This window comes from Streptomyces sp. NPDC041784, from assembly GCF_055591025.1.
The window spans coordinates 180247-199604 of the sequence record NZ_JBVJAB010000004.1 but is presented as its reverse complement, the minus strand read 5'-3'; the positions used below and the strand labels follow the sequence as shown (position 1 = coordinate 199604).

16 protein-coding genes and 1 riboswitch are annotated in these 19358 nt (G+C 71.2%); of the genes, 12 read left to right on the top strand and 4 right to left on the bottom strand.

The features are described 5' to 3' along the window. The first annotated feature begins 10 nt into the window (after positions 1-10). From ACZ6D7_RS10330 to ACZ6D7_RS10285, 10 genes are all read left to right on the top strand, one after another. Positions 11-826, top strand: coding sequence for an SOS response-associated peptidase (locus ACZ6D7_RS10330; protein ID WP_469486609.1), 816 nt, complete (start codon positions 11-13; stop codon positions 824-826). A 10-nt stretch (positions 827-836) separates the two neighbouring features. After that, positions 837-1466, top strand: coding sequence for an alpha/beta hydrolase family protein (locus ACZ6D7_RS10325; protein ID WP_469487917.1), 630 nt, complete (start codon positions 837-839; stop codon positions 1464-1466). 273 nt (positions 1467-1739) lie between these two features. Next, positions 1740-2435: an RNA polymerase sigma factor SigR gene (gene sigR / locus ACZ6D7_RS10320; RefSeq protein WP_469486607.1), complete on the top strand. Its 696-nt coding sequence runs from the start codon at positions 1740-1742 to the stop codon at positions 2433-2435. Next, entirely contained in the window at positions 2432-2743 is a 312-nt protein-coding gene (gene rsrA / locus ACZ6D7_RS10315; protein ID WP_469486605.1) for a mycothiol system anti-sigma-R factor, read from the top strand. The genes sigR and rsrA overlap by 4 nt, the downstream gene beginning before the upstream one ends. 159 nt (positions 2744-2902) lie before the next feature. Next, positions 2903-4210 carry an HD-GYP domain-containing protein gene (locus ACZ6D7_RS10310; protein WP_469486602.1) on the top strand — a complete coding sequence of 436 codons (1308 nt, stop codon included), beginning with the start codon at positions 2903-2905 and terminating at the stop codon, positions 4208-4210. Next, on the top strand, positions 4207-5481 hold the full coding sequence (locus ACZ6D7_RS10305; RefSeq protein WP_469486599.1) for an HD-GYP domain-containing protein: 1275 nt from the start codon (positions 4207-4209) through the stop codon (positions 5479-5481). The genes ACZ6D7_RS10310 and ACZ6D7_RS10305 overlap by 4 nt, the downstream gene beginning before the upstream one ends. A 105-nt stretch (positions 5482-5586) precedes the next feature. Then, positions 5587-6567, top strand: a complete 981-nt coding sequence (locus ACZ6D7_RS10300) for a tetratricopeptide repeat protein (protein ID WP_469486596.1) — start codon at positions 5587-5589, stop codon at positions 6565-6567. A 77-nt stretch (positions 6568-6644) separates the two neighbouring features. Continuing rightward, the gene (gene def / locus ACZ6D7_RS10295; RefSeq protein ID WP_469486593.1) at positions 6645-7295 is read left to right on the top strand and encodes a peptide deformylase; all 651 of its coding nucleotides are present in this window, start codon (positions 6645-6647) and stop codon (positions 7293-7295) included. A gap of 275 nt (positions 7296-7570) precedes the next feature. Then, the gene (cyc1, locus tag ACZ6D7_RS10290; protein ID WP_469486591.1) at positions 7571-8668 is read left to right on the top strand and encodes an epi-isozizaene synthase; all 1098 of its coding nucleotides are present in this window, start codon (positions 7571-7573) and stop codon (positions 8666-8668) included. Continuing rightward, positions 8665-10035 carry a bifunctional albaflavenone monooxygenase/terpene synthase gene (locus tag ACZ6D7_RS10285; RefSeq protein ID WP_469486588.1) on the top strand — a complete coding sequence of 457 codons (1371 nt, stop codon included), beginning with the start codon at positions 8665-8667 and terminating at the stop codon, positions 10033-10035. Before cyc1 ends, ACZ6D7_RS10285 begins: the two co-directional genes overlap by 4 nt. Positions 10036-10050: 15 nt before the next feature. On the opposite strand, the gene ACZ6D7_RS10280 is transcribed toward ACZ6D7_RS10285, so the two are convergent. Beyond that, positions 10051-11016, bottom strand: coding sequence for a helix-turn-helix domain-containing protein (locus ACZ6D7_RS10280; RefSeq protein ID WP_469486585.1), 966 nt, complete (start codon positions 11014-11016; stop codon positions 10051-10053). A gap of 179 nt (positions 11017-11195) precedes the next feature. Between ACZ6D7_RS10280 and ACZ6D7_RS10275 the strand changes: the two genes are divergently transcribed. Further along, on the top strand, positions 11196-11447 hold the full coding sequence (locus ACZ6D7_RS10275) for a hypothetical protein (protein WP_469486581.1): 252 nt from the start codon (positions 11196-11198) through the stop codon (positions 11445-11447). On the opposite strand, the gene ACZ6D7_RS10270 is transcribed toward ACZ6D7_RS10275, so the two are convergent. From ACZ6D7_RS10270 to ACZ6D7_RS10260, 3 genes are all read right to left on the bottom strand, one after another. After that, positions 11360-12388, bottom strand: coding sequence for a ribonucleotide-diphosphate reductase subunit beta (locus ACZ6D7_RS10270; RefSeq protein WP_469486577.1), 1029 nt, complete (start codon positions 12386-12388; stop codon positions 11360-11362). The genes ACZ6D7_RS10275 and ACZ6D7_RS10270 overlap by 88 nt on opposite strands. Continuing rightward, on the bottom strand, positions 12388-14751 hold the full coding sequence (locus ACZ6D7_RS10265) for a ribonucleoside-diphosphate reductase subunit alpha (RefSeq protein WP_469486575.1): 2364 nt from the start codon (positions 14749-14751) through the stop codon (positions 12388-12390). The genes ACZ6D7_RS10270 and ACZ6D7_RS10265 overlap by 1 nt, the downstream gene beginning before the upstream one ends. A 124-nt stretch (positions 14752-14875) precedes the next feature. Beyond that, positions 14876-15016: riboswitch (cobalamin riboswitch) on the bottom strand. Positions 15017-15068: 52 nt separating this feature from the next. Then, on the bottom strand, positions 15069-15575 hold the full coding sequence (locus ACZ6D7_RS10260) for a GNAT family N-acetyltransferase (RefSeq protein WP_469486570.1): 507 nt from the start codon (positions 15573-15575) through the stop codon (positions 15069-15071). A 155-nt stretch (positions 15576-15730) separates the two neighbouring features. On the opposite strand from ACZ6D7_RS10260, the gene ACZ6D7_RS10255 reads away from it, so the two are divergent. After that, positions 15731-19351, top strand: a complete 3621-nt coding sequence (locus ACZ6D7_RS10255; RefSeq protein WP_469486567.1) for an NACHT domain-containing protein — start codon at positions 15731-15733, stop codon at positions 19349-19351. The last annotated feature ends 7 nt before the right edge of the window (positions 19352-19358 follow it).

Genomic DNA, 19358 nt, shown 5'->3' with positions numbered 1-19358 from the left:
TGTGGCACGCATGTGCGGACGGTATGCAGCGAGTCGCAGGCCTGAGGATCTCGCAGGAATCTTTGAAGTCGAGAAGTGGGAGCCGGAGGAGACTCTGGAGCCCGACTACAACGTGGCGCCGACCAAGGAGGTCTACGCCGTCCTCGACCGTCCGGTGAAAGACGCCGGCGACCCGCGCCCGGTTCGCCAGCTGCGCAGGCTGAAGTGGGGGCTCGTGCCGTCCTGGGCCAAGACGCCCGAGGGCGGCGCCCGGATGATCAACGCGCGCGCGGAGACCGTCCACGAGAAGCCGTCGTACCGCCGTGCCTTCGCCGCGCGGCGCTGCATCCTGCCCGCCGACGGCTACTACGAGTGGGTCACGGCCAAGGAGGAGCGGGACCTGGAGGTCGAGGGGAAGAAGAAGCGCCCGCGCAAGCAGCCCTACTTCGTGCTGCCGGCCGACGGCTCGGTGTTCGCGATGGCCGGGCTCTACGAGTTCTGGCGCGACCGGACCCTGCCCGACGACCACCCGCAGGCCTGGTGGGTGACCTGCTCGGTGATCACGACCGAGGCGGAGACGACCCCGCTCGCCGTGGCCCCCGCCGACGGGCCGCACGCCCTCGCCGACATCCACCCCCGGATGCCGCTGATGCTCACGCCCGACCGCTGGGACGCCTGGCTGGACCCGGCCCGCTCCGACCTGGACGGCCTGCGCTCCCTCCTCGACCCCCCGCCGGCCGGTCTGATGCGCGCCTACCCCGTGTCCACGGCCGTCAGCAACGTCCGCAACAACACCCCGGAGCTGCTGAAGGAGCTGGAAGGCCCGGAGGAGGGCACACTTTTCTGACGTGACCACCGTGACCTCAGAGATCGTCTCCACCGACGCGGGCGACGCCCGTGTCACCTGGCACCCCGCCGACGCGCCGCGGCTCGTCCTCGCCGTCAGTCACGGCGCCGGCGGCGGCATCGAGGCCCGTGACCTCCAGACCCTGGCCCGGGTGCTGCCGGGCCACGGCGTCACCGTCGCCCTCGTCGAGCAGCCCTGGCGGGTGGCCGGCAAGAGGGTGGCGCCCGCGCCGAAGACGCTGGACGTCGGCTGGCGCGGGATCTGGCCGGCCGTCGCCGGCCCCGGGCTGCCGGTGATCTCCGGCGGGCGGTCGGCGGGGGCCCGGGTGGCCTGCCGTACCGCCGGCGAACTCGGCGCGCACGCCGTCCTCGCGCTCGGCTTCCCGCTGCACCCGCCGGGCCGGCCCGAGAAGTCCCGCGCCGCCGAGCTGCTCGGCGCCGGGGTGCCCACGCTCGTCGTCCAGGGCGGGAACGACAGCTTCGGACGGCCCGAGGAGTTCCCCGAGGGCGACTACGAGCTGGTCGAGGTGCCGGACGGCGACCACGGCCTCGCGGTGCCCAAGCGGGCCGGGATCAGCCAGGAGCAGGCGCTGGAGATCGTCTCGACCGCCGTCGTGCAGTGGGCCGGGTCACTCGGGTAAAGAGTCACTCGGGTAAAGGGCAGGGAATGTCGGGGCGCCGCTCTCTGTTGAGCCGGACAGAAGTGCTGAACACGCAGCACCGATGTCGTGGGAAAGGAAGTCCGCCGCATGGGTTCGACCATCTGCCCGAGCCGCAGCGCCCGCACTGACCTGGACTGGACGGTGCTGCACGCGGCCAGGACCGCTCCTATTCGAGGGGCGGCAGGCACGGGTAGTCGTCTATCCTCCGATTCGAGTGGGACCGGTTTCGGTTCTGCCCGCGATCTTGAGGAGGTGGGTCCGGTCACCGGTACCGACGCAGGGACCGACAACGGCCAGGCGGAGCTGCCCGAGGGCCAGGGCGCGGAAGCGGCGACGGGCACGGAGTCGACCGCCGAGCGCAGTGCGCGCTTCGAGCGGGACGCGCTGGAGTTCCTCGACCAGATGTACTCGGCCGCCCTGCGCATGACGCGCAACCCGGCGGACGCGGAGGACCTGGTGCAGGAAACGTACGCCAAGGCGTACGCGTCCTTCCACCAGTTCCGCGAGGGCACCAACCTCAAGGCCTGGCTGTACCGGATCCTCACCAACACCTTCATCAACTCGTACCGCAAGAAGCAGCGTGAGCCCCAGCGCAGCGCGGCCGAGGAGATCGAGGACTGGCAGCTGGCCCGCGCCGAGTCGCACATGTCGACCGGTCTGCGCTCCGCCGAGTCGCAGGCGCTGGACCACCTGCCCGACTCGGACGTGAAGTCAGCACTGCAGGCGATCCCCGAGGAGTTCCGCATCGCCGTGTATCTGGCGGATGTCGAGGGCTTTGCGTACAAGGAGATCGCCGACATCATGGGGACACCCATCGGTACGGTGATGTCCCGGCTGCACCGGGGCCGCCGTCAACTGCGCGGCATGCTCGAGGACTACGCCCGTGAGCGCGGGCTGGTCCCGGCCGGCGCCGGAGAGTCGAACGAAGCGAAAGGCTCGGGCTCATGAGCTGCGGAGAGCCGCACGAGACGGATTGCAGCGAGGTTCTCGACCATCTCTACGAGTTCCTCGACAGCGAGATGCCGGAGGTGGACCGGGACAAGTTCAAGGTCCACTTCGACGAATGCTCGCCGTGCCTGGAGAAGTACGGCCTGGAGCAGGCCGTGAAGAAGCTGGTCAAGCGGTGCTGCGGACATGACGACGTGCCGACCGACCTGCGCGCCAAGGTCCTCGGCCGGCTCGATCTGATCCGCTCCGGCCAGACCGTGCCCGAGCATGACGTGACGGCTTCGCCGGTGACTCCCCAGGAGTCCTGAGCACCAGGCGTCCTGAACACCAGGCGTCCCGAGCACCGGTCGTCCTGAATTCTTCTCGGGTCACTCGAATGTGCTAATCGGCGGGTGATACGCCCGCCCGCCCACCCCCGGCCGTCCTAGGCTCCTGAGCCCGGACAGGCACGGCTGGGGGAGGCGGACATGCAGACAGTCCCGGCACGGGCGCGTGCCTATGCCGCCTGTGTCGCCCTCGGTGCCCTGGCCTGTCTCACCCCGCTCACCACCGTGACGACACCCTGGTGGGCCGTCGGCCTGCTCGCCGCCCTGTACGCCGGGGGCGAGCAGATCGCCCGGCGCCGGTTCGCGGGCACCTTCTCGACGGTGCTGCTGGCCGGCGCCTTTCTGCTGGCACCGCCCGCCGCCGCGCTCGTCCCGCTCCCCGGGGCTCTGCTCTCGCACGTCGAGCAGGGCCCCGTTGCGCTGCGCCGGATCTGGCGCGCGGCCCAGTCCTCCCTGGCGGTGTGGGCCGCCGCGCGGGTGCACGGCGCGCTGGGCGGCCCGGACACCGTGCTCGGTTCCGCGCTGCCGTACGCGCTGCTGCCGGCGGGCGCGGCCGTCCTCGTCTTCTGCGCCGCGCTCGCCCTGCTGGACGGCGGCATGCTCGCGCTCGCCGAGGGCCTGCCGCTGCGGCGGGTCTGCCGGGGGCTGTTCGTGCGCTCGCTCGCGCCCCTCGCCGTGCACGGACTCGCCGGGCTGATGACGGCCGTGCTGTGGCGCAGCCCGTACGGGCCGGTCTCCGCGCTGCTCGTGCTGTTCCCGGTGGGCGTCTCATGGTGGGTGTTCGCCCAGTACCACCGGGAGCGTGCCGCCCACCGGGCCACCATCCGGGCGCTGGTGCAGGCCGTCGACATCAAGGACGGGTACACCCGCGGGCACAGTGAGCGGGTCGGCCAGGCCTCGATGATGATCGCGCGCGAACTCGGCATGGACGAGGGGCGGATCGAGGTCCTCCGGTTCGCCGGGATCCTGCACGACGTCGGCAAGCTCGGCGTCCCCACCCGGCTGCTCCGCAAGGACGGACCGCTGACTCCCGAGGAACGGCGCGTGATCGAGCTGCACCCCGAGTACGGGCACGAGATCACCCGGGGCATCTCCTTCCTCGGCGAGGCCCGCTCGGCGATCCTCCACCACCACGAACGGATCGACGGCAGCGGCTATCCGTACGGTCTGGCGGGCAGTCAGATCCCGGAGCCCGCGCGGGTGGTGGCCGTCGCGGACGCCTTCGACGCGATGACCTCCAACCGGTGCTACAGCCGGGCCCGGCCGGTGGACGCGGCGCTGGAGGAGCTGCGGCGGTGCGCGGGGGCGCAGTTCGATCCGCGGATGGTGACGGCCCTGGAGCGCGTGATCGGCCGGGAGGGCTGGCATCCGGTGGTCACCGCCGACGAGCCCGCGCCGTCCGTTCCCCCGCAGCCGTCCGCGCGCCGGAACCCGGAGGTGCACCGATGACCTGCCGCTTCCCCCTGCTCGCCCTGCGTGCCGCCGCAGTCCTGCTCGCCGCGGTCTGCCTCCTCGTCACCCTGCGCACGGGCGTCGAGGCGGGCCGGACCGCCCTCGCCTTCGGCGTCCTGGTCGCCGTCGGCGAGCTGATCCGCCCCCACTCCCGGCCCCGCCCGGGCGCGGGGTCCCCCCTGACCGGGTCCGGGCTGCGCGAGGCCGCGCCGCTCGGCGCCGCCGGGGCCCTGTCGTACGCGCTGCTCGGGGAGCACGCCGGACAGCCCACGCAGCACGGGGCCGCGCAGGTGGTGTCCGTCGTGGCCGCCGCCGCGCTGCTGGGGAGCGTGCCGCGGCTGGCCCGGGGGCAGGGCCCCGTCCTCGACCACCTGGTGCGGCGGATCCTGGCCGTCGGCTTCACCGCGGTGTGCTTCCAGCCGCTCTACCACTGCGGCTTCTTCGACGGCTGGAGCGGCTCGGCGTACGCGCTGCTGCTGCTCGCGCTGCTCGTCCTGACCGTGCTCTGCGACGCCGTGGTCGCCGCCGCGCTGGCGCACTCCCGTACCGGCTGGCCGTTCGGGCCGCTGCTGCGGGACGAGCTGCGGGCCGTGCCCGGGATCGGGTCGGCGGTGTGCGCGACGGGCGCGGTGATGGCGCTCGCGGTGGCCGTCGTCGGCCTGTGGGCGCTGCCCGTGTTCTCGGTGCCGCTGCTGCTCACCCAGCTGTCCCTGCGCCGGTACGCCGCCGTGCGCGCCACCTATCGGCAGACCATCGCCTCCCTCGCCCGCGCCACCGAGATCGCCGGGTACACCCCGGCCGGGCACGCCCACCGGGTCGCCGCGTTGGGCCAGGCCGTGGGCCGCGACCTGGGGCTTCCGGAGGCGGAGCTGACCGTGCTGGAGTACGCGGCCCTGATGCACGACATCGGCCAGCTCAGCCTGGTCGACCCGGTCCCGGCCGGGGCCACCGCGGACCTGCCCGCGGCCGAGCAGCGGCGGATCGCGCTGCTCGGCGGGGCCGTCGTCCGTCAGACCGGGGCGGGTCCCCAGGTCGCGGCGGTCGTCGAGCGGCAGGCCGACCCCTACCCCGAGCAACCGGTGGCCGCCCGCATAGTCCGGGTGGTGAACGCGTACGAGGAGAAGGTGCGCGACGCGGGTCCGGGCGGGCCGCTCACCGCCCTGGAGGAGCTGCGGCTGGGCACCGGCGGGGAGTACGCGCCGGAGGTCGTGGAGGCGCTGGCCAGGGTGCTCGCACGGGACTGTCTGACCCTGCCCAGGGGTGGGTAACCCATGGGTAATGAGCGGCCTTCCAGCCACACGTGGTTGGATGCGAGGGAGAGAGTGTCCGGGGGCACTGGCCAGCCCACACCACGGAACTGGCAGGCGGGAATCGTGAGGATCTTCGGCAAGGGACGGCACCGGCCCTCCGCCTCCTGGCGGCAGGCCACGGACCGCGCGTTCACGCTGATCGGCGACGGACGGTACGAGGACGCGGGCGCGCTGCTGACACGTGCCGCCGATCTGGAGCCCTGGCTGTCCGAGTCCTGGTTCAACCTCGCCCTGCTGCACAAGTTCCGGCACGACTGGGAGCAGGCCCGCACCGCAGGCCTGCGGGCGGTGGCCCTGCTCGACCGGGAGACCGGCGCCCCCGACTGGTGGAACGTCGGCATCGCCGCCACCGCGCTCCAGGACTGGCCGCTGGCCCGCCGCGCCTGGCAGGCCTACGGGCTGCACGTCCCCGGCAGTGTGACCGGCTCCGGCGAGCCCCTCGGCATGGAGCTGGGCAGCGCGGCCGTACGGCTGTCCCCGGAAGGGGAGGCCGAGGTCGTCTGGGGGCGGCGGCTGGATCCCGCGCGCATCGAGGTGCTGTCGATCCCGCTGCCGTCGTCCGGGCGGCGCTGGGGCGAGGTCGTATTGCACGACGGTGTCCCGCACGGGGAGCGGACCACGTCCACCGGGCACTCCTACCCCGTCTTCGACGAGATCGAGCTGTGGGCGCCGTCACCGGTCCCCACCTGGGTGGTGCTGCTGGAGGCGGCCAGCGAGGCCGACCGGGACGCCCTGGAGCAGCTCGCCGCCGACGCGGGCTTCGCCGCGGAGGACTGGTCGTCGTCGGTGCGGCTGCTGTGCCGGATGTGCTCGGAGTCGCGGATGCCGTCGGACGAGGGCGACGGGGAGCATCTCGACCCCCACGACCACAGTGAGCCGGGGCATCCGGGGCCGCTGGGGCACCGGACGGACGGGCAGCTGTGGGTGCCCGAGCGGGAGTGCGGGGTGGCCGCGCCCGCTGCGCTGGTGCGGGGACTGCTGGACGGCTGGGTCGCCGACAGCCCGGACTCCAGGGCGTGGCGGGATCTCGAAGAGGTTTGCTGAACGGCTCCCTCCGGCCCGCTCCCTTTAGGCTGTACTCGCAGATTTCTCTTCAGGTTGCAGGAAGGCATACGTCGGTCATGGCGCAGCAGGACACCGATCAGCAGCACGCGGGCGTGCTCCCCGTGGACGACGAGGGCTTCGTCATCGACACCGAGGAGACGGAGGAGCGGGAGCTGGCCTACCGCGAGCGCGGCACCTCGCGGCCGATCACCGTCGTCGGGAACCCGGTGCTGCACAAGGAGTGCAAGGACGTCACCGAGTTCGACGACGCGCTGCTGAAGCTGGTGGACGACATGTTCGCGAGCCAGCACACCGCCGAGGGCGTGGGCCTGGCCGCCAACCAGATCGGCGTCGACCTGAAGGTCTTCGTCTACGACTGCCCCGACGACGAGGGCAACCGGCACACCGGCGTGGTCTGCAACCCCAAGCTCGTCGAACTGCCCGCCGACCGGCGCCGGCTGGACGACAGCAACGAGGGCTGCCTGTCGGTGCCCACCGCCTACGCGCCGCTGGCCCGCCCCGACTACGCCGAGGTGACCGGGCAGGACGAGAAGGGCAATCCGATCAAGGTGCGCGGCACCGGGTACTTCGCTCGGTGTTTGCAGCACGAGACGGATCACCTGTACGGCTACCTCTACATCGACCGGCTCTCCAAGCGCGAACGCAAGGACGCGCTGCGGCAGATGGCCGAGAACGAGCCCCGCTACCCCGTGGTCGCCAACGACTGAGCCACGTACGCAGCGATCACGACGCCTGGCCGGGAACCCTCCCGGCCAGGCGTCGTTCGTATGTCCGTCGGACGTTCGATCGCTTACGCACATCGACTGATCCATAACCAGTCACGCGGGGGTGGATTATCAGCATGTTGGGGTAGTGAATGAAGCAAATCCGTTCCCAGAACGGTCAGTTGTAGTGCTGAATGGGGAGTGCGGGGATACGCAACGGCGCACGCCCGGCACGGCGGGAGGGGCGTGTGCCCACTGGCGGCTGAGAGGGGTTGTTCGTGCCAGCTTTCCCATGCAGCACCACATACAGCACCACGGCGACGGTGGCCGCGCCCGCGGTCCCGCCCTCGCTCTCTCTTCCGGTCATCGAGGCCGCGTTTCCCCGGCAACTGCATCCGTATTGGCCGCAGTTGCAGGAGAAGACCCGTGCCTGGCTGCTGGAAAAACGGTTGATGCCGGCGGACAAGGTCGCAGAATATGCCGACGGCCTGTGCTACACGGATCTGATGGCGGGATACTACCTGGGAGCCTCGGACGAGGTTATGCAGGCCATCGCCGACTTCAGCGCCTGGTTCTTCGTCTGGGACGACCGGCACGACCGTGACGTCGTGCACGGTCGCACCGCGGACTGGCGACGACTCAGGCTCCGGTTGCATGCCGCGCTGGACGCCCCGGTGGCCCACCTGCGCCATCGGGATCCGCTGGTGGCCGGACTCGCGGACAGTGCGCGCCGGCTCTTCGCCTTCCTTCCCGGCACCTGGAACGCGCGGTTCATCCGCCACTTCCACGCGGTGATCGAGGCGTACGACCGGGAATTCCACAATCGCATCGAAGGGCGGGTTCCCGGCGTCGACGAATACCTCGCGCTGCGCCGGCTCACCTTTGCGCACTGGATCTGGACGGACCTTCTGGAACTCAGTGCGGGACGTGAAATACCGGATGCGGTGCGGAAACATCCTTCCTTTCGGTGCGCGGCCCTGCTGAGTCAGGAATTCGCCGCCTGGTACAACGACCTCTGTTCGCTCCCGAAGGAAATAGCGGGCGACGAGGTGCACAATCTCGGAATCAGTCTCATCACCCATGAGGGGCTGACCCTGGAAGAGGCAGTGGAAGAAGTCCGGCGACGCGTCGAGGGATGTATATCCGGGTTCCTCGCCGTCGAAAGGGACGTCTTACGGCTCGCGGACCGTCTCGCCGACGGGACGGTCCGCGGAAAGGAACTCGCCGCTGCCGTACGGGACTGCCTCGCGAATATGCGGAACTGGTTCAGTTCCGTCTACTGGTTCCACCACGAGTCCGGCCGGTACATGGTCGACAACTGGGACGACCGGTCCACGCCCCCGTACGTCAACAACGAAGCGGCAGGTGAGAAATGACCGTCGAGTCGGTGAAGTCCGCGACACCCGCGCCATCCGAACTGCGTGAGCCACCCCTGGCCGGTGGCGGGGTCCCGCTCCTGGGTCACGGCTGGAGGCTCGCCCGCCATCCGCTGGCCTTCCTGGCCCGGCTGCGCGACCACGGCGACGTCGTCCGCCTCAAGCTCGGCCCCAAGACGGTGTACGCCGTCACGGCGCCGGAGCTCACCGGGGCGCTCGCCCTCAACCCCGACTTCATCGTCGCCGGACCCCTGTGGGAGTCCCTGGAGAGCCTGCTCGGCAAGGAGGGCGTGGCCACCTCCAACGGCCCGCGCCACCGCCGGCAGCGGCGCACCATACAGCCCGCGTTCCGGCTCGACGCCATCCCCGGCTACGGGCCGATCATGGAGGAGGAGGCCCACGCGCTCGTCGCCCGCTGGTCGAAGGGCGAGGTCATCGACGTCACCGCCGAGGCCTTCCGGGTGTCCGTGCGCATCTCCGCCCGCTGCCTGATGCGCGGCAGCTACATGGACGCCCGCTCCGAGCGCATCACCTCCGCGCTCGCCACCCTGTTCGCCGGTATGTACCGACGCATGGTGGTACCCCTCGGACCGCTTTATCGGGTGCCGGTTCCGGCCAACCGCGAATTCAACCGGGCGCTGGCCGATCTGCATCGCCTGGTGGACGAGATCGTCGCCGACCGCCGGGCATCCGGTCAAAAGCCGGACGATTTGCTGACGGCTTTGCTGGAGGCGACGGACGAGAATGGCGAGCCGATCGGGGAACAGGAGATCCACGACCAGGTCATCGCGATACTCACCCCGGGCAGTGAAACCGCCGGGTCCGTGCTCATGTCGCTGCTCCACGTGCTCACGGAGCACCCGGATCAGGTGGACAAGATCCGCGAAGAGGTGAAAAACGTTGTCGGTGACCGGCCGGTCACATTCGACGACGTCCGAAAGCTGCGGCACACCGCCAATGTCGTCGTCGAGACCATGCGGCTGTATCCCGCCGTATGGATATTGACCCGGCGCGCGGTGACCGACACCGAGCTCGGTGGATACCGCATTCCCGCCGACGCCGACATCATCTACAGTCCGTACGCGGTCCAGCGCGACGAGCGGTCGTTCGAACGGCACGAGGAGTTCGACCCCGACCGCTGGCTGCCCGGTCACTCCGAGGAGGTGCCGAAGCACGCCATGGCGCCGTTCGGCGTCGGCAACCGGAAGTGTCCGAGCGACCACTTCTCGATGGCCGCGCTCACGCTGATCGCCGCGACCGTGGCGAGCGCGTTCCGCTTCGAGCGGGCACCCGGCTCCGACCCCCGCACGCACATCGGCATCACGCTCCGGCCGCGCCGGCTGATGCTGCGGGCGCTGCCGGGGTGAGACGCGGCGTGCGGGTCAGGCGGCCTGCGGACCCCGGAACGCGCGGCGGTAGGCGTTCGGGGTCGTCCCCAGGGCCCGCACGAACTGATGGCGCAGGGCGCCCGCCGTACCGAAGCCGGTGCGCCAGGCGATCGCGTCCATCGTCTCGTCCGTCGCCTCCAGCAGCTGCTGGGCCAGCAGTACGCGCTGCCGCAGCAGCCAGCGGTAGGGGGTGGTACCCGTCTCCTGCTGGAAGCGGCGGGCGAACGTCCGCGGGGACATGTGGGCGCGGGCGGCGAGCTGTTCGACCGTGACCTCCTGGTCGAGGTGCTCCTCCATCCACGCCAGCACCTCGCCGACCGTGTCGCACGACGACCTGGGCAGCGGCCGCTCGATGTACTGTGCCTGGCCGCCGTCCCGGTGCGGCGGCACGACCATCCGCCGGGCGATCCGGTTCGCGACCTCGGGCCCCTGCTCCTTGCGGACCAGGTGGAGACAGGCGTCGATCCCGGCGGCCGTACCGGCGGAGGTGATCACCGGGTCGTCGTCGACGTAGAGGACGTCCGGTTCGACGACCGTCCGGGGGTGGCGGCGGGCCAGCACGTCCGCGTGCCGCCAGTGCACGGCGCAGCGCCGGCCGTCGAGCAGCCCCGCGGCGCCCAGCACGAAGACCCCGGAGCAGACGCTGAGCACCCGGGCGCCCCGGTCCACGGCCCGGCGCAGGGCGGCGAGCAGCTCGGGCGGAAACGCGCGGTCGAGATTCGCGTCCGAGGCCGGTACGGCGATCAGGTCGGCCTCCTCCAGCCGGTCGAGGCCGTACGGCGTCGACACGGTGAGCCCGCCGACATGGGTGCCCAGGACCGGACCCTCCGCCGACACCACGGCGAAGTCGTACACCGGCAGCCCCTCGTCGCTGCGGTCGAGGCCGAACACCTCGCAGACGACGCCGAGCTCGAAGGGATGCACGCCGTCGAGGAGGACCGCGGCCACGTTGCTCAGCATGGCCAACCTCGCTTCCTGGCAGAGGCTCTCTTCTCGCTCTTCGGCCGGGGGTCCGGGGGTTGTCCCCCGGGACAGCGCAGCAGCATGGTGACAGTGTGCACCCTGAGTGGCAGGAATTTGAAGGTGTGCGGCAGTCCTGCCACTCACGGTCAGGAGCGTCCGGCGGGACAGTGGTGTCCATGAACACGAACCAGATCGAAGGCCTCATCGGAATGCTCATGGTCCTCGGGATCCTCGTCCTCCTGGTCCTCCCCTCCGTGCTCGGCATCGTGCGCGACCGGCGCGCCGACCGGCAGATCAGGGAGGCCCAGGAGGCCCGGGAGGTCCCGGGCGACAGGGAGCGTCAGAAGTCCTCGTCCAGGTCCACGGAGCCCTCCACCGCGACCTGGTACGCCGACGGGCGGCGCTCGAAGAAGTTGGTCAGCTCCTGAACGCCCTGCAGCTCCATGAAGGAGAACGGGTTCTCCGAGCCGTACACCGGGGCGAAGCCGAGCCGCGCCAGGCGCTGGTCGGCGACGCACTCCAGGTACTGCCGCATGGAGTCGGTGTTCATCCCCGGGAGGCCGTCGCCGCACAGGTCACGGGCGAACTGCAGCTCGGCCTCGACGGCCTCCCGCAGCATGTCCGTCACCTGCTGTTCGAGCTGGTCGTCGAAGAGGTCCGGCTCCTCCTTGCGGACGGTGTCGACCACGTCGAACGCGAAGCTCATGTGCATGGTCTCGTCACGGAACACCCAGTTGGTGCCGGTGGCGAGGCCGTGCAGCAGACCCCGGCTGCGGAACCAGTAGACGTACGCGAAGGCGCCGTAGAAGAACAGGCCCTCGATGCACGCGGCGAAGCAGATGAGGTTGAGCAGGAAGCGGCGGCGGTCGGCCTTCGACTCCAGGCGGTCCAGCTTCTCGACCTCGTCGATCCACCGGAAGCAGAACTCGGCCTTCTCGCGGATGGACGGGATGTTCTCCACGGCGTCGAAGGCGGCCGCCCTGTCCTCCGGGTCGGGGAGGTAGGTGTCCAGGAGCGTCAGATAGAACTGGACGTGCACGGCCTCCTCGAACAGCTGGCGCGACAGGTACAGGCGCGCCTCCGGGGAGTTGATGTGCTTGTACAGCGTCAGCACGAGGTTGTTCGCGACGATCGAGTCGCCCGTCGCGAAGAACGCGACCAGCCGGCCGATCATGTGCTGCTCGCCCTCGGACAGCTTCGCCAGGTCGGCGACGTCCGAGTGGAGGTCGACCTCCTCCACGGTCCAGGTGTTCTTGATGGCGTCCCGGTAGCGCTCGTAGAAGTCCGGGTAGCGCATGGGGCGGAGCGTCAGCTCGAAGCCCGGGTCGAGCAGGTTTTTGGCAGACACAGTCTTGGCTTCGCTGGTCATTACTGGCAGGCCTCGCAGGACTCGGGGTTCTCAAGGGAGCAGGCGACGGCTTCTTCCGAGGGCACCTGCTGTACGGGGATGGAGGCTTGGGCCTGTGCGGCGCGGGCGATCCGGGTCGCCGGGCGCGAACGCAGGTAGTACGTCGTCTTCAGGCCCGACTTCCAGGCGTACGCGTACATCGAGGAGAGCTTGCCGATGGTCGGCGTCTCCAGGAACAGGTTCAGGGACTGGGCCTGGTCCAGGTACGGGGTGCGGGCGGCGGCCATGTCGATCAGACCGCGCTGCGGGATCTCCCACGCCGTGCGGTACAGGGCGCGCACCTCGGCCGGGATCCACGCGAAGTCCTGCACCGAACCGCCCGAGTCGCGCAGCGCCTCACGGGTCCGCGCGTCCCAGACGCCCAGCGCCTTGAGGTCCTGCACCAGGTACGAGTTGACCTGGAGGAACTCACCGGACAGCGTCTCGCGCTTGAACAGGTTGGACACCTGCGGCTCGATGCACTCGTACACACCGGCGATGGAGGCGATGGTGGCCGTCGGCGCGATGGCGAGGAGCAGCGAGTTGCGCATCCCGGTGGCGGCGATCCGCTCGCGCAGCGCCGCCCAGCGCTCCGGCCAGGTGAACTCGACGCCGTAGTGGTCGGGGTGCAGGACACCACGGGCGGTACGGGTCTTCTCCCAGGCCGGCAGCGGGCCGTTGCGCTCGGCCAGGTCCGCGGAGGCCTCGTACGCGGCGAGCATCACGCGCTCGGCGATCCGCGTGGACAGCGCCTTGGCCTCGGCGGAGTCGAAGGGCAGCCGCAGCTTGAAGAAGACGTCCTGGAGGCCCATCGCGCCCAGGCCCACCGGGCGCCAGCGGGCGTTGGAGCGGCCCGCCTGCTCGGTCGGGTAGAAGTTGATGTCGACGACCCGGTCGAGGAAGGTCACGGCGGTGCGGACGGTCTCGTCCAGCCGCTCCCAGTCGATGTCGCCGTTCGCCGTGTCGACGAACGCGCCGAGGTTGACCGACCCCAGGTTGCAGACCGCCGTCTCGCCGTCGTTCGTGACCTCCAGGATCTCCGTGCAGAGGTTCGAGGAGTGGATCACATGGCCCGGCTCGGCCGTCTGGTTGGCGGTGCGGTTGGCCGCGTCCTTGAAGGTCATCCAGCCGTTGCCGGTCTGCGCGAGGGTGCGCATCATCCGGCCGTACAGATCACGGGCCGGGATGGTCTTCCTGGCGAGCCCGGCGGCCTCCGCCTTGCGGTACGCGGCGTCGAACTCCTCGCCCCACAGATCGACCAGCTCGGGCACGTCGGCCGGGGAGAACAGCGACCACACCTCGTCGGCGTTCACCCGGCGCATGAACTCGTCCGGCACCCAGTGCGCGAGGTTCAGGTTGTGCGTACGGCGGGCGTCCTCACCGGTGTTGTCGCGCAGCTCCAGGAACTCCTCGATGTCGGAGTGCCAGGTCTCCAGGTAGACCGCGGCCGCGCCCTTGCGCCGGCCGCCCTGGTTCACGGCGGCCACCGAGGCGTCCAGGGTCTTCAGGAACGGGACGATGCCGTTGGAGTGCCCGTTGGTGCCGCGGATGAGGGACCCGCGGGAGCGGATCCGGCTGTACGACAGTCCGATGCCGCCGGCGTGCTTGGAGAGCCGGGCCACCTGGTGGTAGCGGTCGTAGATGGAGTCCAGCTCGTCCAGCGGGGAGTCGAGCAGGTAGCAGGACGACATCTGCGGGTGCCGGGTGCCGGAGTTGAAGAGCGTGGGGGACGACGGGAGGTAGTCGAGCCGGCTCATGAGCCCGTAGAGCGCGGCGACCTCGTCGACGGAGCGCGGGGTGTCGTCCTCGGCGAGGCCGGCGGCGACCCGCAGCAGGAAGTGCTGGGGCGTCTCGACGACCTTGCGCGTGAGGGGGTGGCGCAGCAGGTAGCGGCTGTGCAGGGTGCGCAGGCCGAAGTAGCCGAAGCGGTCGTCGGCGCCGGTGTCGATCAGCGCGTCGAGCCGCGCCGCGTGCAGCGTCACGAAGTCGGCGGTGCGGTCGGCGATGAGGCCCTCGCGGTGGCCGACGGCGACGGACTCGGTGAACGTCGTCACGCCCTGCGAGGCGGCCTCGGCGGCGATGCCGACGGTCAGCAGCCGGGCGGCCAGCTTCGAGTAGGCGGGGTCCTCGGAGATCAGGCCGGCGGCCGCCTCCGTGGCCAGCTCGCGCAGCTCCGTCTCGTCCGCCCGCGCGGACCGGCCGCGCAGCGCGGCGGCGGCGACCCGGCCGGGGTCGGCGTCGGGGAGGTCGGCGGTCAGCTCGGTCAGGGTCCGCAGCAACGCGGTACCGGGACCGTCGGTGTCCAGCTGGATGGCTGAAGCCGGGTCGGCTGGCGCGATGGTCACGTGGGGGCTCTCCCTCGCTCGGCAATGGGCCTGGCGGAGGGCAGGGGGCAGCACACGAGCGCGCACGGCGTCGCGGTCCACCGGCCCACTCCACGAGGCCCGGACGGCAGGCACCCGAGCCGGACGGCCGGGTGCGCTGTCGGCAGGTCCTCGGACTGACTCCTGCGCACGACGGCTCCTGGGAACAGACATGCACAAGTACACCGTTGCGGGACAGTTCCGGATTCGCACCGGATTCCCCTGCGACGACAGCGAGCATGAGCATACATCTTGTGCTCGCCGGTCACGCCACCCCCAGATGTTGTGTCGAGGCGGTTTCAGAGCGTCAACTGATAGGCGAGCAGAGTGATGTCGTCCAGCTCCGGCACGGGATTCCAGTCCCGCTCGGGTGTTCGGACGAAGCCGAGACGTTCGTAGATGCGATGGGCCGCGTACATGGTCCGCTGGGTCGACAGCACGACACGCGCGCAGCCGTCGACGGCCCGCGCGCGCTCGACGCAGGCCCACACGAGGGCCTCACCGGCACCCCGGCCGCGGCCGGCCCGGTCGACGGCGAGCATCCGGATCTCGGCCTCGCCGGGAACCGCCAGATCGGCCATCGGGCCGGGGCCCGGGACGAAGGTCACCCCACCGAGGAGCCGGCCGCCCTCCACGGCTACGAGCACCTCGGCGGCGGCCGCCCGCCCGGCCACGTCCTTCAGCACGGGCAGGTACAGGTCGTTCCCGCCGTAGTCGAGGAGGCCGTCCTCGAGATAGGCCCGGGCGGTGATCTCGCCCAGCGCCTCGTACTCGGCGATCTCCGCCGGTCGTATCACGATGTCCATGGCCCCGAGTCTGTCGGACGGCCGCACCCGGGAGCCCCCGATTTCCGCGGTGGGGCGGCCGGGTTGCGGGGCGTGCCGGGAGTGCTTCCATGGAAGAAGGCGTCGGCGCCCCGCAGGTCCTCCGTCCCGAGATCCGCTCTCGGAGGGAGCACACGATGACGAGGGTCGTCCGCCACCTGCCCGGCAAGGAACGGCCGCGCGACGCGCCGATGGCGACACTGGACCTCCGGCGCGCGGGAAGCCGGGTAGGACAGGGCCTCGTGGGCCGCTGGCACACCCTGACGATCCGTCTGGAGGCCCGCCGCGGGGCCACCCGCCCCCGGAAATGGCGCCGCTGGGTCACCTACGCCAACGTCACCCGGATCGTCTGGCTCGTCGCCGTGCTCGCGCTGCTCGCCTGGATCGGGGAGGGCCTGGCCATCCTCATCACGAGCGAGACGACCGGCTTCGAGAAATGGCGGCAGCACAACCAGGGTTTCGACACCGTCTTCAAGTTCGTCGGTCCGATCCTCGCCGCCTCGATCGCCGCCACGCTCTTCCTGTTCTGGTGGTACCGCTGGACCAAACGGCGATACCTCGCCAAGGCACTGCGCGATCCCCGCAAGCTGGTGCCCACCGCCGGGCACGACACCGCCGAGATCGTGGGACGGGAGGAGATCGCCCAGGTCATCGCCGAGCGGCTGCGCGAGCGCGACACCCGCCGGCCCTATCTGCTCGTCGGCGGCGTCGGCGCGGGGAAGACCGCCGTCCTCGTACGGCTCACCGAACTCCTGGCCCACCAGAACGCCGTACCCGTACCGATCCGGCTGCGGGACGCGGTCGACGGGGGCGACCTGAACTTCGAACATCTCGCCAGGCGCCGCTTCGCCGACGAGGCACCCAAGGGCATCCTGGCGCGCGGCAAGACCGACCGGGTCTGGCAACAGCTCCTCGCCGACGACAAGCCGGTCGTCCTCGCCGACGGCCTGGAGGAGGCCCTCCTCGACGACGGGCGCCAGCAGAACCGGGACAACGTCATCCGACGGGCCATCGAACGCGCCCACGAGGAGAAGCTGCCCCTGGTCATCGCCTCCCGGCCGCACAGCCCGCTGGAGAGCACCTCCGCCGCGATCGTCGAACTGGAACCGCTCGGCGAGGAGGCGGCGCTGCGGTTCGTCGAGGCGGGCGTACCGGAGACCGACGAGCGCCGGGTGGATTGGATCGTGGAGACGGCGGAGGTGACCGAGTCACCGGTCTACCTCCAGATCGCCCGCGAACTGCACCGGCGCGGAGCCCTGGAGCACGACCGTCCGGACGCCGATCCCCACCACATGAACACCCGCAGCCGTGACCGCGCCACCCTGCGGCTCTGGCTGCTGGAGACCTGGGCCGAGGCGCTGTGCGAGGGGAAGCTGCGCGAGGACGTCGCGCTGGCCCCGCAGGAGCGCCGGGACACCCTCGAGGTGGCCTCGGCCCTGGCCTGCGTCGGACTGCTCCAGGACAAGCTGGAGGTCGGCCTCGCGGAGCTGCTCGACCCGGACGTCCTGCACCCCGGACCGGCGCGGCGCGCCCGGGCCCGGGCACAGCACCTGTGGGCCGGCCGCGTCTTCGACCAGTACGGCAAGCACGGGAACGACCTCTCCGACTGGCACCGGCAGCGGATCTGGGACGCGCTGTGCGAGCGGCTCGGCGACGACGAGCGCAGACGGCTGCACGCGGGGAACATGGACCAGTGCCACGCCGCCCTGGCCCGCCTCGCGGCCCACGCGAGCAAGCTCAAGCTGGTGGAGGGCTTCGAGCGCAGGGTCCGTTTCCCGCACAGCATCATCCAGGCCTACTTCGGCTACCGCGTGCTGAACCACCTGGGGGAGCGGGGCGCCGGGGAACTGGTCGAACAGGCGCTCCAGCCGCCCGGTCCCAGCCGTGAGCTGCTCATCGCCCTGGTGCTGCTGTCCCGGGCGCGGGCGGCGAGCCTTCCGGCCCGGGGCGGCGGGATCCGGGCCGACGTGCGCAAGGAGATCGCCGAGCTGGCCCGGCAGACATCCGTGCGGGGCCGCCCGCCGGCCCTCCGGCTGAGCACGGCCGCGGGCCGCCGCACGGACGATCCGAAGGCCCTCGACCTCTACGCGGCGGCCGTGGAGATCGAGAGCGCGGAGCACGACCCGAGACGGCTGGCCGGCATCGTCGCGGAGGTGCGCGCACGCTGGCCCGGCATCAAGGGAGACCGGCGCACCCTGCGGGACGCGAAGCGGAGACTGATCAAGCAGGTCGGAGCCGCGCTGCGCAAGACCTCCGACCGGATCGACACCACCCCGCTGTACTGGGAGCTGTTCCAGCTGGGCATCGAGGAGCCCTCCTACTCGATCCGCCTGGCCGTGTCCCAGGAGTTCGGAGCCGGCGGCAACGCGGCGTTCGCCGTGATCCGCGAGCGGGTCGGCCTGAACAGCGACCCCGTGGAGGAGTACAACGACCGGCTGGAGCAGCTGAGGGCCTGGAAGCGAGGGGAGTACGAGACGTGGGCCGCGCGCATGGGGCGGGCGAGAGCGGCCGGGGTGTCCTCGCGCGCCGCGTCGGCCGAGGATGTCCGGCGGCTGCAGCGCGAGCGGCGGGAGCTGAACGCGCGCTACCGCGAGCAACGGGTCGCTCTCTTCCGGGAGTTCGTGATGCGGGCCTGGGCGGTCCCCATGCTCTTGGGCTCGGTCGACGAGGCCCACCGCGACGAGGCCCAGGAACGCCTCACCAAGTGGCTGCGCCACCTCGACCCGGCGTTCACCGGCGGCGCCCCCGACCTGCCGCTCGCCCTGGAGGCCGCGCTGGCCCAGGGCTTCAAGTACGCGGCCAACCGGCGCCAACGGCACCCGCACACCTACCCGGGCGGCCGCGCCGGCCTGATCCGCCAGGCGGAGACCGTGCTGCAGCAGTCCCGGTGCTGGTACGCCCAGCTCAGCCTGCTCCAGGCCCTGTGCCTGTGGGAGCTGGCGGACAGCGCCGGCGGCAATGACCGGGGGCACGGTGCGGCGGGGCGCAACGGCGGCCACCCCGACGGGCACGAGCCGATCCAGCCGCTGGGCGGGGCCACCGCCGTACGGACCGTGAAGCGCTGGCTGTCGATGGCGGGCACGGTGAACGCGGCGCCGGGCCGGCCCGGTGAGGACGGCGACCAGGTCCGGCGGCCCCTGCATCCGTTCGTCGCCGAGGCGGGCGACCTGGTGGCCCTCGCCCTGGAGACCGGGCAGCCCGAGCGGTTCCTGTGGATCGACGAGAAGGGCGTCGCCGACAACATCGGCGCCCGCGCCGACGAGCGCGGGGGGTACCGCAGGCACAGCCTGTGGATCCCGCCGTCGGTCGGCTGGAGCACCCTCGACCCGCGCGCCCAACGCCTCGTCGCCGATGTGCTGATCATGCTGAACCTCATCGAACGGGACGGGCACCCGGACGAGGTCGAGGAACGCCTGGCCCGCGCGGAGCAGCCAGGTATGCCTCTGCCGCCGTGCATCCGTACGAACCGGGAGCCGCTGCGGCCCGGACTGCGGATCGGCACGTCCACCCCGCCCGCGCCGGGCTCGGCCTGTCTGCCCGACTGCACCTTCCAGCTCTGCCCGTACCCTCCCCGGGGCTGGTTGCCCCGGGGAGAGATCCGCGAGCCGTTCTGCCGCCAGCAGCAGGCCCTGCTGCCCGGCCGCGTGCGGCGCTGGCTGCCCAGGGGGCTGCGCAGGAAGACACCGCACTGGGTCGGCATGCGGGTCCGCGAACTGGACCGCTTCTGGGACGCGATGGCCAGACGGACCCGCGACTAGGACCTGT

Excerpts from the sequence above, each read along its gene's own strand:
- ACZ6D7_RS10330 (WP_469486609.1), top strand. The coding sequence starts at position 11 with ATGTGCGGACGGTATGCAGCGAGTCGCAGGCCTGAGGATCTCGCAGGA.
- rsrA (WP_469486605.1), top strand. The coding sequence starts at position 2,432 with ATGAGCTGCGGAGAGCCGCACGAGACGGATTGCAGCGAGGTTCTCGAC.
- ACZ6D7_RS10310 (WP_469486602.1), top strand. The coding sequence starts at position 2,903 with ATGCAGACAGTCCCGGCACGGGCGCGTGCCTATGCCGCCTGTGTCGCC.
- ACZ6D7_RS10305 (WP_469486599.1), top strand. The coding sequence starts at position 4,207 with ATGACCTGCCGCTTCCCCCTGCTCGCCCTGCGTGCCGCCGCAGTCCTG.
- def (WP_469486593.1), top strand. The coding sequence starts at position 6,645 with ATGGCGCAGCAGGACACCGATCAGCAGCACGCGGGCGTGCTCCCCGTG.
- ACZ6D7_RS10285 (WP_469486588.1), top strand. The coding sequence starts at position 8,665 with ATGACCGTCGAGTCGGTGAAGTCCGCGACACCCGCGCCATCCGAACTG.
- ACZ6D7_RS10280 (WP_469486585.1), bottom strand. The coding sequence starts at position 11,016 with ATGCTGAGCAACGTGGCCGCGGTCCTCCTCGACGGCGTGCATCCCTTC.
- ACZ6D7_RS10275 (WP_469486581.1), top strand. The coding sequence starts at position 11,196 with ATGAACACGAACCAGATCGAAGGCCTCATCGGAATGCTCATGGTCCTC.
- ACZ6D7_RS10270 (WP_469486577.1), bottom strand. The coding sequence starts at position 12,388 with ATGACCAGCGAAGCCAAGACTGTGTCTGCCAAAAACCTGCTCGACCCG.
- ACZ6D7_RS10260 (WP_469486570.1), bottom strand. The coding sequence starts at position 15,575 with ATGGACATCGTGATACGACCGGCGGAGATCGCCGAGTACGAGGCGCTG.
- ACZ6D7_RS10255 (WP_469486567.1), top strand. The coding sequence starts at position 15,731 with ATGACGAGGGTCGTCCGCCACCTGCCCGGCAAGGAACGGCCGCGCGAC.